Genomic DNA, 17278 nt, shown 5'->3' on the forward strand with positions numbered 1-17278 from the left:
GACGGACTGCTCTGTCCCTCTCACCCCTACCGCACGGAGCACCAGCTCAGCGCCGCTTCCTCCGTGCGGGGCGGTTCGCCTGGGCCGGGAGGCCGAGCGCCGGGGCGTGCGCCCCCCTGATCGGCTGACTGCGAACAGTGAGTGACATGTTTCGCGGCGCGGCGGGGCACACAGGGGAGGTCTGTTCCCGGGCCTGGCACCGGGATGTCCTGAACACCCCGAACCGGCCATGGGGAGAACCTCGGTGGAGAACACCTCGGTGCAGCACAAGGAAACCGTACGGACCTGCCCGTTCGACTACGCGCAGCAGCTCGAGTTCGACCCCCAGCTCAGGCAATTGCTGACCGAGGAGCCGGTCTCCCGCATCCGGATGGCGTACGGCGAGGGCGAGGCCTGGCTCGTCACCCGCTACGAGGACGTCCGGACGGTCACCACCGACCGGCGGTTCAGCCGCAGCGCCGTCCTCGGCCGTGACTTCCCCCGGATGACCCCGGAGCCGATCGTCCAGGCCGAGTCCATCAACCTCATGGACCCGCCCGCCAGCAGCCGGCTGCGCAGCCTGGTCGCCAAGAGCTTCACCCCCCGCCGCGTCGAGCAGATGCGCGGCGGGACCCAGCGGGTGGTGGACCGGCTGCTGGACGAGATGGCGGAGGAGGGCGCACCGGCCGACTTCGTGGCCCGGGTCTCCTCGCCGCTGCCGCTGATCACCATCTGCGAGGCCCTCGACATCCCCGAGGCCGACCGCCCCTGGCTCCGCGCCCACGCCATGACCATGATGAACGTCGGGGCCGCCGGCAAGCAGGACGCCGTACGCGCCAAGGCGGAGCTGCGCGGCTACTTCCAGGAGCTGACCGCCGACCGGCGCCGCTCCCCGGGCGAGGACCTCATCAGCACCCTGGCCACCGCGCGGGACGGCGCCGAACTGCTGGACGACGACGAACTGGCCGTCATGGCGATGGTCCTGCTCATCACCGGCCAGGACACCACCACCTACCAGCTCGGCAACATCGCCTACACCCTGCTCACCCGCCCGGAACTCCTCCACTCCCTCCAGGCCGAACCGGCGCGGCTGCCCCGCACCCTGGAGGAGCTGCTGCGCCACATCCCCTTCCGCAAGGGCGTCGGCATCCCGCGCATCGCGTTGGAGGACGTGGAGCTCGGCGGTGTCCTCATCAAGGCCGGGGACGTGGTGCACGTGTCCTATCTGACGGCCAACCGGGACGCCGCCAAGTTCGACCGTCCCGACGAGCTGGACCCCGACCGCCCGTCCATCCCCCACATGACGTTCGGCTGGGGCGCCCACCACTGCCTGGGCGCGCCGCTCGCCACCATGGAGCTGGAAGTCGCCTTCTCCACGCTGCTGACCCGCTTCCCGGCCCTGCGTCTGGACGTGCCGCCCGAGGACATCGAGTGGAACACGACGTCCATCTGGCGTTACCCGCTCGCCCTGCCCGTCACGTGGTGACGAGAGCCTCCGCTCCGAGATACGAGGAGAACCCATGGCGACCCTGTGCAGACCCGCCATCGCTGTGCCCGAGCACGTCATCACGATGCAGCAGACCCTGGACCTGGCCCGCGAGACCCACGACGGGCACCCGCAGCGCGATCTCGTCCTGCGGCTCATCCAGAACACCGGCGTCCAGACCCGGCACCTCGTGCAGCCCATCGAGGAGACCCTGAAGCACCCCGGATTCGAGCTCCGCAACCGGGTGTACGAGGCCGAGGCCAAGAGGCGGGTGCCCGACGTCGTCCGGCAGGCCCTCGCCCACGCCGAGACCGACGCGTCCGAGATCGACCTGATCGTCTACGTCTCCTGCACGGGCTTCATGATGCCGTCGCTGACCGCGTGGCTCATCAACACCATGGGCTTCCGGCCCGGGACCCGCCAACTGCCCATCGCCCAGCTCGGCTGCGCGGCGGGCGGCGCGGCCATCAACCGCGCGCACGACTTCTGCGTGGCCTACCCCGAGGCCAACGTCCTCATCGTCTCCTGCGAGTTCTGCTCGCTGTGCTACCAGCCCACCGACATCGGCGTGGGCTCGCTGCTCTCCAACGGGCTGTTCGGGGACGCCCTCTCCGCCGCCGTCGTCCGGGGACAGGGCGGCACGGGGATGCGGCTGGAGCGCAACGGCTCGCACCTGGTGCCCGACACCGAGGACTGGATCTCCTACGCGGTCCGCGACACCGGATTCCACTTCCTGCTGGACAAGCGGGTCCCCGGCACCATGGAGATGCTCGCCCCGGTTCTCCAGGATCTGGTCGACCTGCACGGCTGGTCCGTCCCGGACATGGACTTCTTCATCGTGCACGCGGGCGGGCCGCGCATCCTGGACGACCTCTGCCACTTCCTGAAGCTGCCGCCGGAGATGTTCCGCTACAGCCGGGCCACCCTCACCGAACGCGGCAACATCGCCAGCTCCGTCGTCTTCGACGCGCTGGCCCGGCTCTTCGACGACGGCGGAGCCGCCGAGTCCGCGCAGGGCCTCATCGCCGGTTTCGGACCCGGCATCACCGCCGAGACGGCTCTGGGCACCTGGACCGTCGACGACCTCCGCCCGTCCGTCGCGTCCGGTCTCGACGAGCTGGAGCTCACCGCCGGCGTTGCGCTGTCCGGCTGAACCGGCTAAGGCGACCGGCGGGCGGGGACGAAGGAACGGGTGTTCGCGCTTCGCGGATGCACTCGCTCCGCGAACGGATCCCCATCCCGAGGAGAATGCATGCGCCTGCCCGCCCGATGGGCCACGGCCGCCCTGCTGCTGATCGCCCCGATGATCGCCATCCCTGCCCCGGCCTCGGCCGACAGCGGACCGGAAGGGGTCGTGGTGGAGCAGTCCACCCGGGCCGTACCCGGGCAGTACATCGTCACCCTGGAGCCCGAGCTCTCGCCGGACACCGTCCTGCGGGAGCTCGGGCTCGACCCGTTGTTCCGTTACGGGAACGTCCTGCACGGCTTCGCCGCCACGCTCACCGCCGCCGAACTCGAAGCGGTACGCACCGTTCCCGGCGTCCTCGCCGTCGAGGAGAACGCCGAGGTGGCGGTGGAGGCCCCCCGGGCGGGAAGCCTCTTCCGGGCTCCCGCGGCCGGCTGGGGCACCGACCGCATCGACCAGCGCGCCCTGCCGCTGGACGACACCTTCACCACCACGGCCACCGGCGACGGCGTGAAGGTCTACGTCGTCGACACCGGGATCGACGCCGCGCACAGCGAGTTCGGCGGCCGGGTCGTGAAGGGGTACGACGCCGTGGGCGACGGCCGCGACGGCATGGACTGCAACGGACACGGCACCCATGTCGCCGGCACCGCGGGCGGTGCGACCTCCGGCGTCGCCGAGGACGCCTCGCTGGTGAACGTACGCGTCCTGAACTGCGAGGGCCGGGGCACCTGGGCCGGCATCCTCGCCGGGTTCGACTGGGTCGCCAAGGACGCCGAGCGCACCAAGGCCCCCGGTGTGCTGAACGCCTCGCTCGGCGGGGCCCGCTCCAGCGCGGTCGACGCGGCGGTCGAGGCCGTCGCGGACGCGGGCGTGCTGCCCGTCGTGGCCGCCGGGAACGACGACCGGGACGCCTGCGACGTCTCCCCGGCCGCCGCCGACGGCGTGGTCACGGTCGGCGCGAGCGACCGGCAGGACCGGGAGACCTCCTTCAGCAACTGGGGCTCCTGCCTCGCGCTGTACGCCCCCGGGGCCGACATCGTCTCCGCCCGGCTCGGCGGCGGCACCGTCTCGCTGAACGGCACCTCCATGGCCAGCCCGCACGTCGCGGGCGTCGCCGCGCTCTACAAGGAGGAGAACCCCTCCGCCTCGCCTGCCGCCGTCGCGCGGTGGCTCAACGACACGGCCACTCCCGACGTGCTCTCCGGCCTCGGCCAGGGCTCGCCCGACCGGCTGCTGTACACCGGCGGCCTCTGACGATCCCTCAAACGGCCTGCCCGGCCCCCCGAAACCGGGCCGGGCAGGCCGTCTGGCTGTTGTCGGAACGGTGGACTGTCTCTCATTTCTCTGCAACTCTCTGACGGCACAACGCAAAACAGGCCGCAGCATACGCAGAATTCCGTGTTCCCTGGCTGCGGTCACAGAGCCGCGCCCTCGGCGCGCCCCGCGCCGAGGCCGAAGATCGGGGAGCTATGAGAGCCCAACACTGGAGATGGCGGGCGATATCCGCCGTCATCACGACCAGTCTTCTGATGATCGGCATACCGTCGTTCGCCGCCGCTGCGGCCGACGGACCCAACCTCGCCGCGGGCCGGGCCGCGGCCGCCAGCAGCGCCCACGCCGAGTACGGCGCGGCCAACATCACCGACGGCAACCGGTCGACGTACTGGGAGAGTGGCGGAGGCGGACTGCCCCAGTGGGTCCAGACCGACCTGGGCGCGGGCACCCGCGTCGACGAGGTGAAGCTGACCCTTCCGGCGGGCTGGGAGACCCGCACCCAGACCCTGTCCCTCCAGGGCAGCGCGGACGGCACCAGCTTCGCGACCCTGAAGAACTCCGCGACGTACAGCTTCGCCCCCGGAGCCGCGAACGAGGTCACCATCGCGTTCCCGGCCACCCTGACCCGCTTCGTACGCGTCAGCATCACCGCCAACACCGGCTGGCCGGCCGCCCAGCTCTCCGAGCTGGAGGTCCGGGGCGCCGGGGACTCCTCGGCAGACCTCGCCGCGGGCAAGACCCTCACCGCCAGCAGCAGCAACGGCTCACAGACCCCGGCCAACGCCAACGACGGCAACCGTGACAGCCACTGGGCGAGCCGCAACGACCAGTTCCCGCAGTGGATCCAGGCGGACCTGGGCGCGTCGCTGGGCGTGGACCGGGTGGTGCTGCGGCTGCCCGACGGCTGGGCGGCACGCAGCCAGACCCTGAAGCTTCAGGGCAGCGCCAACGGCACGGACTTCACGGACCTCACCGCGTCCAAGGCCTACCGCTTCGACGCGGCGGGCGGACAGTCGGCGACGATCAGCTTCGACGCCACGACGACGCGGTACGTCCGTGTCCTGTTCACCGCCAACACCGGTGCACAGGCCGCCCAGTTGGCCGAGCTGGAGATCTACGGTCCCACCACCGGGGACACGCAGGCCCCGACCGCGCCGGCGAACCTCGCCTTCACCGAGCCCGCCACCGGCCAGATCCGGCTGACCTGGAAGGCGTCGACGGACGACAAGGGCGTCACGGGCTATGACGTCTACGCGAACAACACCCTGCTCACCAGCGTGGGCGCTGACGTCACCACGTACACCGACACCCGGCCGGCCGGGCAGAGCGTCAGCTACTTCGTCCGCGCCAAGGACGCGGCGGGCAACGTCTCGGCCAACAGCAACACCGTCACCCGCGCGGGAGACTCCGGCGACACCCAGGCCCCCACCGCCCCCTCCGCGCTGGCGTTCACCGAACCGTCCGCCGGCTCGGTCAAGCTGACCTGGCAGGCGTCCACCGACAACAAGGGCGTGACCGGCTACGACGTCTACGCCAACAACGTGCTGCGCGGCAGTGTCGCGGGCAATGTGCTGACCTACACCGACACCCCGTCGGCGTCCACCACGGTCAGCTACTTCGTGCGTGCGAAGGACGCGGCGGGCAACGTCTCCGGCGACAGCAACACCGTCACCCGCAACGGGCAGAGCGGCTCCGCGTCCAACCTCGCCGTGAACAAGCCGATCACGGCCTCCTCCGTGGTCCACACCTACGTCGCCGAGAACGCCAACGACAACAGCACCTCCACCTACTGGGAGGGCGCGGGCGGCAGTTACCCCAACACGCTCACCGTGAAGCTCGGCTCCAACGCCGACACGGAGAACGTCGTCGTCAAGCTCAACCCCGACAGCAGCTGGGGACCGCGCACCCAGCGCATCGAGGTGCTCGGCCGGGAACAGAGCTCCTCCTCCTTCAACTCCCTCTCCGCAGCGAAGGATTACGCCTTCAGCCCGGCGTCCGGAAACACGGTGACCATCCCGGTCTCCGCCCGCGTCGCGGACGTCCAGCTGAAGTTCACCGCCAACAGCGGCTCCGGCGCCGGCCAGGTCGCCGAGTTCCAGGTCCTGGGCGCCCCGGCGGCCAACCCCGACCTCCAGGTCACCGGTATCACCGCTGCTCCCGCCGCCCCGGTCGAGACGGACGAGATCACCCTGACCGCGACCGTCCGCAACGCCGGAGCGCTCGCCGCCCCGGCGAGCAAGGTCGAGCTGCGGCTCGGCTCCACCAAGGTCGCCACCGCCTCGGTCGGCGCCCTGGCATCGGGCGCCTCCACCCAGGTCAGCGCGTCCATCGGGGCGCGGAACGCGGGCAGTTACCAACTGAGCGCGGTCGCCGACCCGGCGAATGAGGTCATCGAGCAGAACGAGACCAACAACACCTGGACCAGCGCCTCCCCGCTGGTCGTGAAGCCGGTCTCCAGCTCCGACCTGGTGGCCGCCGCGGTCACCACCTCGCCCTCGGCCGCCTCCGCCGGCGACACGGTCACCTTCTCCGTCGCCCTCAAGAACCAGGGCACGGTGGCTTCGGCGAGCGGTGCGCACGGCATCACGCTGACCCTCGTCGACAGCAAGGGCGCCACGGTGAAGACCCTGACCGGCGCCCACAACGGGGCCATCGCGGCGGGCGCCACCACCACACCCGTCTCGCTGGGCACCTGGACCGCGGCCAACGGCTCGTACACCGTACGGACCGTGATCGCGGCCGACGCCAACGAACTCCCGGTCAAGCGCGAGAACAACACCTCCACCCAGGCCCTCTTCGTCGGGCGCGGCGCCAACATGCCGTACGACATGTACGAGGCGGAGGACGGGACGACCGGCGGCGGCGCCCAGGTCGTCGGCCCCAACCGGACCGTCGGCGACATCGCGGGCGAAGCTTCCGGCCGCAAGGCCGTCACCCTCAACAACAACGGGAACTACGTCGAGTTCACCACCCGGGCCTCCACCAACACGCTGGTGACCCGGTTCTCCATCCCCGACGCCCCGGGCGGCGGCGGTATCGACTCCACGCTGAACGTCTACGTCGACGGTGTCTTCCTCAAGGCGATCGACCTCACCTCGAAGTACGCCTGGCTGTACGGGAACGAGACCGCTCCCGGCAACTCCCCGGGCTCCGGGGCGCCCCGTCACATCTACGACGAGGCGAACGTGATGCTGGGCAAGACCGTCCCGGCGGGCTCGAAGATCCGGCTCCAGAAGGACAGCGCCAACACCTCGACGTACGCGATCGACTTCATCAACCTGGAGCAGGTCGCCCCGGTCGCCAACCCGAACCCGGCGACGTACACCGTGCCGGCCGGCTTCACCCACCAGGACGTCCAGAACGCCCTGGACAAGGTCCGCATGGACACCACCGGCACCCTGGTGGGCGTCTACCTCCCGGCGGGCGAGTACAGCACGGCCAGCAAGTTCCAGGTCTACGGCAAGGCCGTGAGGGTGATCGGGGCCGGGCCCTGGTACACCCGCTTCAACGCACCGGCCACGCAGGACAACACCGACGTCGGCTTCCGGGCCGAGGCCAGTGCCAAGGGGTCGTCGTTCGCGAACTTCGCGTACTTCGGCAACTACACGTCCCGGATCGACGGGCCGGGCAAGGTCTTCGACTTCTCGAACGTCTCGGACATCGTGATCGACAACATCTGGAACGAGCACATGGTGTGCCTCTACTGGGGCGCGAACACCGACAACATCACCATCAAGAACTCCCGTATCCGCAACATGTTCGCCGACGGCGTCAACATGACCAACGGGTCCACCGACAACCTCGTGACCAACAACGAGGCGCGGGCCACCGGAGACGACAGCTTCGCGCTGTTCTCGGCGATCGACGCCGGGGGAGCGGACATGAAGAACAACGTCTACGAGAACCTGACCTCGATCCTCACCTGGCGTGCGGCGGGCATCGCCGTCTACGGCGGGTACGACAACACCTTCCGCAACATCCACATCGCCGACACCCTCGTGTACTCCGGGATCACGGTCAGCTCGCTGGACTTCGGCTACCCGATGAACGGATTCGGGACCGCACCGACGACGATCGAGAACGTCTCGATCGTGCGCGCGGGCGGTCACTTCTGGGGATCGCAGACCTTCCCCGGCATCTGGCTGTTCTCGGCGTCGAAGGTGTTCCAGGGGATCCGCATCAACAACGTGGACATCGTCGATCCCACCTACAGCGGGATCATGTTCCAGACGAACTACGTCGGCGGACAGCCCCAGTTCCCGATCAAGGACACCGTGCTCAGCGACATCTCCATCTCGGGGGCGCGCAAGAGCGGTGACGCGTTCGACGCCAAGTCCGGCTTCGGACTGTGGGCCAACGAGATGCCGGAGGCCGGACAGGGCCCGGCCTCCGGCGAAGTCACCTTCAACGGGGTGAAGTTCAGCGGCAACGCCCAGGACATCAAGAACACCACGCCCGGCTTCAAGATCAACATCAACCCGTAGGTGAGGAGAGGGGTCGCGGAGTGATCGCAAGGGGGCGCTTCCCGATGGCTGGGAAGTGCCCCCTGTGCGTGCAATCCTTGCGTTGATAAGTCAAGTCTTTGCGCTACTTGCGCTAACCTTGCGGCATGACGCGACGACTTGCTCAGGTTGCCAAGAAGGTTGGGGTCAGCGAGGCCACGGTGAGCCGGGTGCTCAACGGAAAGCCCGGGGTGTCCCGGGCCACCCGGCAGTCCGTGCTGACGGCCCTGGACGTCCTCGGCTACGAGCGCCCCACCCAACTGCGGGGCGAGCGCGCCCGGCTCGTCGGCCTCGTCCTGCCCGAACTGCAGAACCCGATCTTCCCCGCCTTCGCCGAGGTGATCGGCGGCGCCCTCGCCCAGCAGGGGCTCACCCCCGTCCTCTGCACCCAGACCAAGGGCGGGGTGTCCGAGGCGGACTACGTGGACCTTCTGCTCCAGCAGCAGGTCTCGGGGGTGGTCTTCGCCGGCGGCCTGTTCGCCCAGGCCGACGAGGCCCACGAGCACTACCACCGGCTCGCCGAGCGCCGTATCCCCGTCGTACTGATCAACGCCCCCATAGAGGGGCTGGACTTCCCCTGTGTCTCCTGCGACGACGCCGTCGCGATCGAGCGCGCCTGGCGCCATCTGGCCTCCCTCGGCCATGAGCGCATCGGCGTGGTGATGGGCCCCTCCGACCACGTTCCCTCCCGCCGCAAGCTCGCCGCGGCCCGGTCCGTCGCGTCGGCCACCGGCGGTGAGCTGACCGAGGCGCACGTCGAGCGCTCGATGTTCTCCCTGGAGGGCGGCCAGGCGGCGGCCTCCCGGCTGCTTGAGCGAGGCGTCACCGGCATCATCTGCGCCAGCGACCCCCTCGCCCTCGGCGCCGTCCGCGCGGCCCGCAGGCGCGGCCTCGGCGTGCCGTCCGACGTCTCCGTCGTCGGCTACGACGACTCGGCGTTCATGAACTGCACCGAACCCCCGCTCACCACCATCCGCCAGCCCATCGAGGCCATGGGCCGGGCCGCCGTCGAACTGCTCTGCGCCGGCATCCAGGGCGGATCGCTCCCGCCGGACGAGCTGCTGTTCGAGCCGGAGCTGGTGGTCCGGGGCTCCACCGCGCAGGCGCCCCGCTGAGCCCGGAGCACCGGTCCATCCACCGCCGACGGGGCACGCCAGGATCGCGGGGTGCGTGCGGCTGCGGCACAGTGGGGCACATGGACGACCTCAACGCACTCGCCGAGGAACACCTGACCGCCGCCCGCGCCTCCGCACACGGCCGCAGCGCCCACCTCGTGCTCCAGGAGCCCCCCTTGCGGCAGACGGTGATCGCCCTCACCGAGGGGACCGCGCTCGACGAGCACAACGCGCCGCCCGCCGCCTCGCTCCTCGTCCTGCGCGGCGGCGTCCGCCTCACCGCCGCGTCCGGCGACGCGGAACTGCCCGCCGGAACCCTGCACCCGATCCCGCAGGAACGGCACGGGCTGCTGGCGCTCAGCGACGCCGTGGTCCTCCTCACCGCCGTCAACGACTGACCGGACACCGATCGCCGGACACCCCCAGGTGTGTCCCGGCCACGACGTGGCAGGAGAGGATCGAGCGGGGTCGGCACGTCCGGGAACGGGCAGGTCACCCCGGTCACCACAGCCACCCACGTCCCCGGAGTACCAGCTTGCCCACCCAGACCGCGTCCGCCGCGGACAGCACCGCCCCCGCCGACGGGCACGCCTCCCCGCCCCGCTCCTGGCTCACCGCTCTGCGCCGTACCCCGGTCTCGCTGTGGAACGACGACATCACCGACTGGGCCGCGGCCCTCACGTACTACGCCATCCTCGCCCTGCTCCCGGCGCTCCTGGTCACCGTGTCCGTGATCGGCCTCGCCAATCCCGACGCGACCAGCGCCCTGATCTCCGACATCACCGCGTTCGCGCCCGCCGAGTCGGGGGAGGCGCTGCGCAGGCCGCTGGAAGCGGCGACCGAGCAGCGCTCCGCCGTCTGGCTGCTCGTCGCGACCGGGTCCGTGAGCGCCGTCTGGTCCGCGTGCAGCTACCTCGCGGTCTTCCGCCGCGCGATGCACGCGATGCACGGCGTCCGGGACAACCGCCCGCCCCTGCGCCAGGCGCACATCATCGTCGTCTCGGCGATCGGCCTGCTCCTCCTGCTGATGACCAGCGCCTTCGCCCTCGTCATGACCGGCCCGCTGGCCCGCTGGCTCGGACGTCGCGTCGGCCTGCCGCACGAGGGGGAGACCCTGTGGGCGGCGCTGAAGTGGCCGCTGCTGGTCCTCCTCGTCGCCTGCCTGATCATGGTCCTGTTCAGCACCGGCCCCCGCTCCGCACGGGGTGTCCGCCGGGGCCTGCCCGGCGGGATACTGGCCGCGCTCTGCTGGCTCACCGCATCGGCGCTGTTTGCCCTCTACGCGACCCAGGTCGGCAGCTACAGCCGGCTGTACGGATCGCTCGCCGGGCTCGTCGTCTTCCTGATCTGGGTCTGGTTCGCCAACCTCTCCCTGCTGGCCGGAGCCCAGTTCAACGTCGAGCTGCGGCGTCCCGAACCGCAGCCGGATCCCGGCACGGACGCGGACGGGTCCGCCCCGGCCGCAGGCTGAGCCGGGCCGGGCGCGTTCCCCGGCTCACCCCTTGGTGCGGTACCCGGCGACGACCGGCATGGTCTCGCGCAGCACCCGTACGCCGTCGTTGTCCGCGTCGCCCAGCCGGTGGCCCTGCCACGTCCCCGTCGCGCTGGAGAACCGGCTGATACGGCGGCAGTGGTCCCCGCACGCGGAGCGGTACGCCATGATCGTGTAGTGGGTGCCGTCCGCGGTGACCCAGCCGGTGTTGTACGGGCGGTTCCGGCTCACGCTCATCGAGCCGTCCGGGTTGCCCGCCAGCGTCGTACGGTCGTGGGCGAGGCCGAGGTTGTGGCCGATCTCGTGGCTCGCCGAGTCCAGGTCGATCCCGTCGACGTCGACGACCGCGTAGGCGTACTCGTCCGTGGAGCTGTCGAGGGCGGGCGTGTAGTCGGCCGTGCCGCCGCCCCGCTCCGGCCGGTCGACGACCAGCGTGACCAGATCGGCGCCGTACCGCGCCCGCTGCTCGTGCGCCTCGCGTCCGACCCCCGCCGACGTGTGGTCCTTGAGGAGGGCGTGCGCGGCACGGAACTCCTCCGACCCCTCGTAACCGGTCACCGTGTGCGGGTGGACGACGCGGATGATGCCGCAGAGCCCGCCACCCGCCAGGGACCGGTTCATCCGTGTCGCGATCCGCTGGGCCGAGGCGGGCACCCGGTGCTCGCCGCCCACCTGCCGCGCGGCCTTCGGTGTGTAGAGGACCAGCACGTCGACCACGGGGCAGGGGGCGGCCCGCGGCGCTTCCGCCGCGGCGCGCCCGGTGGCGGAGGCCGCGCAGAGCGACGCACCGATGCCGACGGCCAGAACTGCCTTCACGAGGTTCGCGCGCATGGGGAGTCGACTCCGTCCGTGAGGGGCGCCGCCCGATAGCTGAAAGTGACTCACTTTTAACACTCCGTGACGTTGCGCGCCTGTTGGGCCCGCCCCCGGCGACGGGCCGTTTATTCGCTGGCCAGAGGGGTGTGGCGGTGAGGAGGTGGGCAGGTACACGTGTACGAACTCGCACGAATGGAACGGCAGTCGGCGGCAGAGGGGCGTGTGTGACGTGACGGAACAGAGCGAATGGCGGTTCTCCGACGACCGGGGTCAGCAGTCGACGGCGCCCCGGCCGCCCGGGCGGGTGCTGGCCTACATCCAGGCGGGGGCGACCCTGTGGGACCTCGGGATCCGGCCGGTGGCCATCTTCGGCTCCGACCACGACGGACCCGACCCCGACACGGCGAAGACCGGCACCCTGCCGCTCACCGACGTCGAGTACGTGGGTGCGGGCAGCGCCCTGGGCGTCGAGCGGCTGCTGGGCGCCGAGCCGGACCTCGTGGTGGCCGTCAGCTACGGCGGCGGCCATGTCTACGGGCTGGCCCCCGAGACGGCCAAGCCCCTGGAGGAGCGGGTCCCGGTGGTCGTCCTCGACGTCAGCCAGGCCCGTACGTTCGGTGAGATCGGCGACCGGTTCGCCGAACTGGCCCGCTCGCTCGGCGCCACCGGGCGGCCGGACGCGGACCAGGACCTCGACGCCGCCCGGGAGCGGCTGCGCGCCGTCGTCGCCGCCACCTCCGCCGACGCGCCCCGGGTGCTCGCCCTCTCCCCGGCCGGCCCGGACCAGGCCCATGTCGCGCGCCCCAGGATGTGGCCCGAACTGCGGGTCCTCACCGAACTGGGCGTCCGGCTCGTGGAGCCCGCCGAAGGCCCGGGGGCCAATTGGTCCACGCTCGACCGCGCCGACACCTTCGCGCTGCGCCCCGAGGTGATCCTGACCGACATCCGCGCCCACGCCGCGCCCCTGGAAGAGCTGCGGGGGAGTGAGGGCACGCCGACGCCCGTCGTCCCGTGGAACCCCGAGCCCCTCTACGGGCCCCGCGACCACGCCCGCTTCCTGGACCTGGTCGCGGACGCCCTGGAGGCGGCGCGGGCGAGCTGAGCCGAGGCTCTACGGGGCGGGGACGAGGCCGTCGGCGACCAGTCCGGCGAGCACCGCCTCGCCCAGCGCCTGTACGGCGGAGGCGGGGCGGACCATCACGGTGAACTCCTTGATGCGTCCGTCCTCGTCCAGATGCACCAGGTCGATGCCGTGGATCTCCTTGCCCGCGACCGTCGCCCGGAAGAGCAGGACCGCCGACGGGGCCTCGGTCCCGTCGGCGCTCGTCTGCGAGGAGCCCGCGAACTCGCCGACGTAACGGAAGTCCTCGAAGGTGCGCAGCAGGACGCCGAACAGTCCCAGGACCGCCGCCCGGCCCTCGAACGGCGTGAACTTCACCGGGCTGTAGAGCCGGATGTCCTCGGTGAACAGATCGTCCAGGGCGCCGAGGTCGCGGTTGTCGACGGCGGCACGGAAACGGTCCACTGCGGTGGTCATGTGTCCTCCTCATAGTCAAGAAAGTGACTAGTCAGTTTCTTGACTATCATGAGGGCCGGTGTTCCGGACAGGGGTGGACGGGGATCTGTCCCGGCCCGGTGGAGAGGGAGGCGGTCCGATGGCGTTGCGCCATGCGGTGCTGGCGGCGCTGCTCGACGAGGAGCTGAGCGGCTACCAGGTGACGAAGGCCTTCGCGGCGGGCGTCGCGAACTTCTGGCACGCCCTGCCGCAGCAGGTCTACGCGGAGTTGGCCAGGCTGGAGAAGGAGGGCCTGGTCGCCGGGCGCGAGGTCGTCCAGGAGGGGCGTCCCAACAAGCGGCTGTTCCGCGTGACCGGCGAGGGGCTGGCCGAGCTGGAGGGCTTCGCGTCCGCCGCCGCCAAGCCCGCGTTCCTGCGGGAGGACCTGCTGGTCCAGGTCCAGGCGGCCGATCATCTCGACGCCGACGTGCTGATCGAGCGGCTCACCGAGCGGTACGCGTTCGCCGAGGCCAAGGCCGCGCTGTTCGAGGAGCAGCTGCGCAGGATGCGCGGCGGCCTGGGCGAGGCGGAGTTCCTGCTCCGCGGGGCGCGCGTCGGTCCGTATCTCACCTGCCGCCGCGGGCGGGATTTCGAACGCGCCAACCGCGACTGGTGCCGGGATGTGATGGAGGTGCTGCGGGCGCGGCGAGCGGCCGGAGGGGAGGTCTGACGACCGACTCCCCAACTTTCCCAAAAATATTCTGCAAAAACTCTTTGGGAAAGTGCTTCCGTCAGCCTACGCTGCTGCCATGGACAGCGAAGACAGCGGTCGCGTACTCGATCCGGCGCAGGACGGGGCCGCCCTCAAGGCCCTCACCCACCCCCTGCGCCTCACCCTGCTCGGACTGCTGCGCCAGCACGGCCCGGCCACCGCCAGCGAGCTCGCGGTCAGGACGGGGGAGTCCTCGGCGTCCACCAGCTACCACCTGCGGGTGCTCGCCAAGTACGCGTTCGTCGCCGAGGCCGACCACCGAGACAGCAGGGAACGCCGCTGGAAGTCCGTGCACGACGTCACCTCGTGGAGCAACGAGGCGATGCACGCCAGCCCCGGCGGCAGCGTGATCCTGAGCGTCCTGCACCGCCGACAGATCGAGCACCTCCAGCAGTCCCTGGACCGCCACGAGGCGGACCTGGACAGCGGCCGGCTGGGTGAGGAATGGCAGGAGCCGTCGGGGCTCAGCGACCTGATGCCCCGGCTGACCCCGGAGTCCCTCGCCGAGCTGTGGGAGGTGTTCCGCGCGAAGACGGCCGAGCTGACCGCCCGTGACGCCCAGGATCCCCGCGCCGAACAGGTCGTCCTGTTCACGGCAGGGCTTCCGCTGGCCCCGGAGGCCACGGATGCCGGAGAAGGCTCATGACCGGCCGGCCGGTCCCCGCCGCCGTCTCCCCGGGCCACGGCGGCCTGGACGGCGCGACCGCGCGCCGCCGTTACGTCACGGTCTCCTTCCTCTTCTGGCTCCCCATCGGCATGTCCATCGCGACGGGCGTGCTCCTCTTCACCGAACGCGGCATGGGTCTCGCGGCCATCGCCGGCTTCTACGCCGTGCACTCCCTCACGGCCGCCGCGATGGAGCTGCCCACCGGCGGCCTCTCCGACGTCATCGGGCGGCGCCCCGTCCTGGCCATCGCCGGGCTGCTCAACCTCACCGCCTTCACCCTCATCGGCCTCGGCGCGGCGGGCTGGGCCATCGCGCTCGGCATGGGCCTGATGGGTCTCGCCCGCGCCCTGTCCAGCGGACCCGCCGAGGCCTGGTACGTCGACACCGTCCACACCCACGCCGGACCCGACGCCGACCTGCGTACGGGCCTGGCGCGCGGCAGTTCCGCCACCTCGGCCGCCCTCGCGCTCGGCACCCTCCTCGGCGGCGGGCTGCCCTGGCTGCTCGGCCTCGCCCCCGGCCCGGGGGAGTGGCTGGCCGACACGACCGTCGGCCTGGTCATCCCGCTCTCCCTGCCCGCCCTGCTCGGCGCCCTGGTCGAAGGCGTCTTCGTGCTCTACGTGCTGAGCGCCCTGCCCGAACCTCCCCGGCCCCGGACGACCCTGCGCCGGGTCATGGGCGGTGTGCCCGCTGCCATCGCCGCCGGGCTCCGGCTCGGCGCCCGGGACGCCCTGATCCGCCGCATCCTGCTCACCGCGAGCGCCGCCGGGGCCGCCCTCGCCGCCGTCGAACTCCTCACCCCCGGCCGGGCCGCCGCCCTCATGGGCACCGCCGAATCCGGCGCGCTGGTCTTCGCCGGGCTCGCCTGCGCCGGGTTCCTCTGTTCCGCCCTCGGCAGCCAACTCGCCCCGCTCGTAGCCCGGTTCACCGGAAGCAGCGAGCGCGCGGTGCTCGCGAGCCTCGGGCTGGTGGCGCTGGGGCTGACCCTGCTCGGCCTCACCACGCACACGATGAGCCCCCTCGCCACGACGGTCGCCGTCACCGGCTACGGACTCGTCTACCTGGGCCTCGGAGCCGCGGGCCCCAACGAGAACGATCTGCTGCACCGCCGCGTCGACGCCTCGGGCCGCGCCACCGCCCTCTCCGTCCAGTCGCTCTCCCTGCAACTGGTCGCCGCCGGCGCCGGACTGGGCGCGGGCGCCCTGCCCCCGGGCCCGCTGCCCTGGCTGCTGGCCGCCACGGCCGTACTGGCGGGCGCGCTGCTCTGGGTCAGGCGCGCCGCCCCGGCCCCGCCCCACCACGGCCCCTCGGCGACCGGGGGCCCGGTCGCCGCCCCTGTTCCCGCCGGGCCGCTCCACGACACCGCACCCGAGGAGATCCACCCCCATGCCCGACCGACTTGAGCCGCTGGTCATCGGCGAATGCGTCGCCGACATCGTCCGGCAGCCGGACCGGGCCGACCGGGTCCACCCCGGCGGCAGCCCCGCGAACGTCGCGTACGGACTGGCCAGGCTCGGCCACCACCCCACTCTGCACACCCAGTTGGGCGCCGACGGCCACGGGCGGCTCATCCGTGACCATCTGACCGCCGCCGGGGTCGAGGTCCGTACCGACGACGCCACCGGGCCGACCCCCTCGGCCGTGGTCACCCTGGACGGCCAGGGGCACGCCACGTACGCCTTCGACGTCGGCTGGACCCTGGGTCCCGTCCCGCTCGACCGGGTGCCGGGGCATGTGCACACCGGTTCCATCGCGGCCGTCGTCGAACCCGGGGCGGCGACGGTCCTGGCCGCCCTGGAGTCGCTGCGGGCCGCCGCCACCGTCAGCTACGACCCCAACGTGCGGCCCGAGTTGATGGGCGAGCGCGCCCGGGCCGTGGATCGCGTCGAGCGCTGCGTCGCGCTGAGCGACGTCGTCAAGGCCAGCGACGAGGACCTGCGGTGGCTGCACCCGGACGAGGAGCCGGAGCGGATCGCCGGGCGGTGGCTCGCCGCCGGACCCGCCCTCGTCCTCGTCACCCGGGGCGAGGCGGGCGCGTCCGCCCTGTTCCGCGGCGGCCGGATCACCGTCAAGGCCCCGGCGGTCGAGGTCGCCGACACCGTAGGCGCGGGCGACGCCTTCATGTCGGGGACCCTCCACGCCCTCGCCGCGCACGGGCTCCTGGGCCCGGACGCCCGGGACCGGCTGCACGCCGTGGACCGGGGCACCGTCGCCGACGTCCTGCGCCACGCGGTCGCCTCCGCCGCCGTGACCGTCTCCCGGGCCGGGGCCAACCCGCCGGGGCCCGACGAGCTCCGCGAGGCGCTCGGCGTCAACTGACGCCACGTCATGACCCGTTCGGCGCAGTCGAACGCACCCTCGTGAGACGTTCCACCGTTCGTCAACCCGATGCAGTACGACAACGGGATCGGGGCGACGGGTGGCAACGGGGCGACGGGTGGCGAGGAGCGGGACGGAGCCGGGGACGCGGGCGGGCGTCTTAGCGGCCGG

General features: G+C 71.7%; 14 protein-coding genes. 12 read left to right on the forward strand and 2 right to left on the reverse strand.

What is annotated here, in order from left to right:
- The first annotated feature begins 229 nt into the window (after nucleotides 1-229).
- The 7 genes from IE134_RS23505 to IE134_RS23535 all read left to right on the forward strand — a co-directional run bounded on the left by IE134_RS23505 (nucleotide 230) and on the right by IE134_RS23535 (nucleotide 11017).
- Entirely contained in the window at nucleotides 230-1465 is a 1236-nt protein-coding gene (locus IE134_RS23505; RefSeq protein WP_030712939.1) for a cytochrome P450, read from the forward strand.
- 19 nt (nucleotides 1466-1484) lie between these two features.
- Nucleotides 1485-2618: a type III polyketide synthase gene (locus IE134_RS23510; protein ID WP_373296780.1), complete on the forward strand. Its 1134-nt coding sequence runs from the start codon at nucleotides 1485-1487 to the stop codon at nucleotides 2616-2618.
- 99 nt (nucleotides 2619-2717) lie between these two features.
- Nucleotides 2718-3908 (forward strand): S8 family peptidase, encoded by a 1191-nt coding sequence (locus IE134_RS23515; RefSeq protein ID WP_030712945.1) that lies wholly within the window; start codon nucleotides 2718-2720, stop codon nucleotides 3906-3908.
- A 215-nt stretch (nucleotides 3909-4123) separates the two neighbouring features.
- Entirely contained in the window at nucleotides 4124-8413 is a 4290-nt protein-coding gene (locus IE134_RS23520) for a discoidin domain-containing protein (protein ID WP_189431607.1), read from the forward strand.
- A gap of 125 nt (nucleotides 8414-8538) precedes the next feature.
- Nucleotides 8539-9546, forward strand: a complete 1008-nt coding sequence (locus IE134_RS23525; RefSeq protein WP_030712950.1) for a LacI family DNA-binding transcriptional regulator — start codon at nucleotides 8539-8541, stop codon at nucleotides 9544-9546.
- Nucleotides 9547-9626: 80 nt separating this feature from the next.
- Nucleotides 9627-9944 (forward strand): cupin domain-containing protein, encoded by a 318-nt coding sequence (locus tag IE134_RS23530; RefSeq protein ID WP_029182394.1) that lies wholly within the window; start codon nucleotides 9627-9629, stop codon nucleotides 9942-9944.
- A 137-nt stretch (nucleotides 9945-10081) separates the two neighbouring features.
- Nucleotides 10082-11017, forward strand: coding sequence for a YihY/virulence factor BrkB family protein (locus tag IE134_RS23535; protein ID WP_030712952.1), 936 nt, complete (start codon nucleotides 10082-10084; stop codon nucleotides 11015-11017).
- A gap of 24 nt (nucleotides 11018-11041) precedes the next feature.
- Here IE134_RS23535 and IE134_RS23540 read toward each other — a convergent pair whose 3' ends face one another.
- A complete protein-coding gene (locus IE134_RS23540) occupies nucleotides 11042-11869 on the reverse strand; it encodes a M12 family metallo-peptidase (protein ID WP_189431608.1) in 828 nt (275 codons plus the stop codon).
- A gap of 214 nt (nucleotides 11870-12083) precedes the next feature.
- Here IE134_RS23540 and IE134_RS23545 point away from each other — a divergent pair, with 214 nt between their 5' ends.
- On the forward strand, nucleotides 12084-12956 hold the full coding sequence (locus IE134_RS23545) for a substrate-binding domain-containing protein (protein ID WP_189431610.1): 873 nt from the start codon (nucleotides 12084-12086) through the stop codon (nucleotides 12954-12956).
- A 9-nt stretch (nucleotides 12957-12965) separates the two neighbouring features.
- Here the strand turns inward: IE134_RS23545 and IE134_RS23550 are convergent, their stop codons facing one another.
- Nucleotides 12966-13391, reverse strand: a complete 426-nt coding sequence (locus IE134_RS23550) for a nuclear transport factor 2 family protein (RefSeq protein WP_030712959.1) — start codon at nucleotides 13389-13391, stop codon at nucleotides 12966-12968.
- A gap of 118 nt (nucleotides 13392-13509) precedes the next feature.
- On the opposite strand from IE134_RS23550, the gene IE134_RS23555 reads away from it, so the two are divergent.
- The 4 genes from IE134_RS23555 (at nucleotide 13510) to IE134_RS23570 (ending at nucleotide 17107) form a co-directional block, all read left to right on the forward strand.
- Nucleotides 13510-14079, forward strand: coding sequence for a PadR family transcriptional regulator (locus IE134_RS23555; RefSeq protein WP_030712965.1), 570 nt, complete (start codon nucleotides 13510-13512; stop codon nucleotides 14077-14079).
- Nucleotides 14080-14158: 79 nt separating this feature from the next.
- The gene (locus IE134_RS23560; protein WP_098894777.1) at nucleotides 14159-14767 is read left to right on the forward strand and encodes a helix-turn-helix domain-containing protein; all 609 of its coding nucleotides are present in this window, start codon (nucleotides 14159-14161) and stop codon (nucleotides 14765-14767) included.
- Nucleotides 14764-16191 carry an MFS transporter gene (locus IE134_RS23565; RefSeq protein WP_189431612.1) on the forward strand — a complete coding sequence of 476 codons (1428 nt, stop codon included), beginning with the start codon at nucleotides 14764-14766 and terminating at the stop codon, nucleotides 16189-16191. The genes IE134_RS23560 and IE134_RS23565 overlap by 4 nt, the downstream gene beginning before the upstream one ends.
- Nucleotides 16175-17107: a carbohydrate kinase family protein gene (locus tag IE134_RS23570; RefSeq protein WP_189431614.1), complete on the forward strand. Its 933-nt coding sequence runs from the start codon at nucleotides 16175-16177 to the stop codon at nucleotides 17105-17107. The genes IE134_RS23565 and IE134_RS23570 overlap by 17 nt, the downstream gene beginning before the upstream one ends.
- Nucleotides 17108-17278 lie beyond the last annotated feature (171 nt).

The sequence above is a fragment of the Streptomyces rubiginosohelvolus genome, assembly GCF_014649875.1.
Taxonomy (GTDB): Bacteria; Actinomycetota; Actinomycetes; order Streptomycetales; family Streptomycetaceae; genus Streptomyces; species Streptomyces rubiginosohelvolus.

Bases quoted from the DNA above. Each gene is read 5' to 3' on its own strand.
- IE134_RS23570 (WP_189431614.1), top strand. From the start codon at position 16,175: ATGCCCGACCGACTTGAGCCGCTGGTCATCGGCGAATGCGTCGCCGAC.
- IE134_RS23530 (WP_029182394.1), top strand. From the start codon at position 9,627: ATGGACGACCTCAACGCACTCGCCGAGGAACACCTGACCGCCGCCCGC.
- IE134_RS23520 (WP_189431607.1), top strand. From the start codon at position 4,124: ATGAGAGCCCAACACTGGAGATGGCGGGCGATATCCGCCGTCATCACG.
- IE134_RS23550 (WP_030712959.1), bottom strand. From the start codon at position 13,391: ATGACCACCGCAGTGGACCGTTTCCGTGCCGCCGTCGACAACCGCGAC.
- IE134_RS23565 (WP_189431612.1), top strand. From the start codon at position 14,764: ATGACCGGCCGGCCGGTCCCCGCCGCCGTCTCCCCGGGCCACGGCGGC.
- IE134_RS23515 (WP_030712945.1), top strand. From the start codon at position 2,718: ATGCGCCTGCCCGCCCGATGGGCCACGGCCGCCCTGCTGCTGATCGCC.
- IE134_RS23540 (WP_189431608.1), bottom strand. From the start codon at position 11,869: ATGCGCGCGAACCTCGTGAAGGCAGTTCTGGCCGTCGGCATCGGTGCG.
- IE134_RS23560 (WP_098894777.1), top strand. From the start codon at position 14,159: ATGGACAGCGAAGACAGCGGTCGCGTACTCGATCCGGCGCAGGACGGG.
- IE134_RS23555 (WP_030712965.1), top strand. From the start codon at position 13,510: ATGGCGTTGCGCCATGCGGTGCTGGCGGCGCTGCTCGACGAGGAGCTG.
- IE134_RS23505 (WP_030712939.1), top strand. From the start codon at position 230: ATGGGGAGAACCTCGGTGGAGAACACCTCGGTGCAGCACAAGGAAACC.
- IE134_RS23525 (WP_030712950.1), top strand. From the start codon at position 8,539: ATGACGCGACGACTTGCTCAGGTTGCCAAGAAGGTTGGGGTCAGCGAG.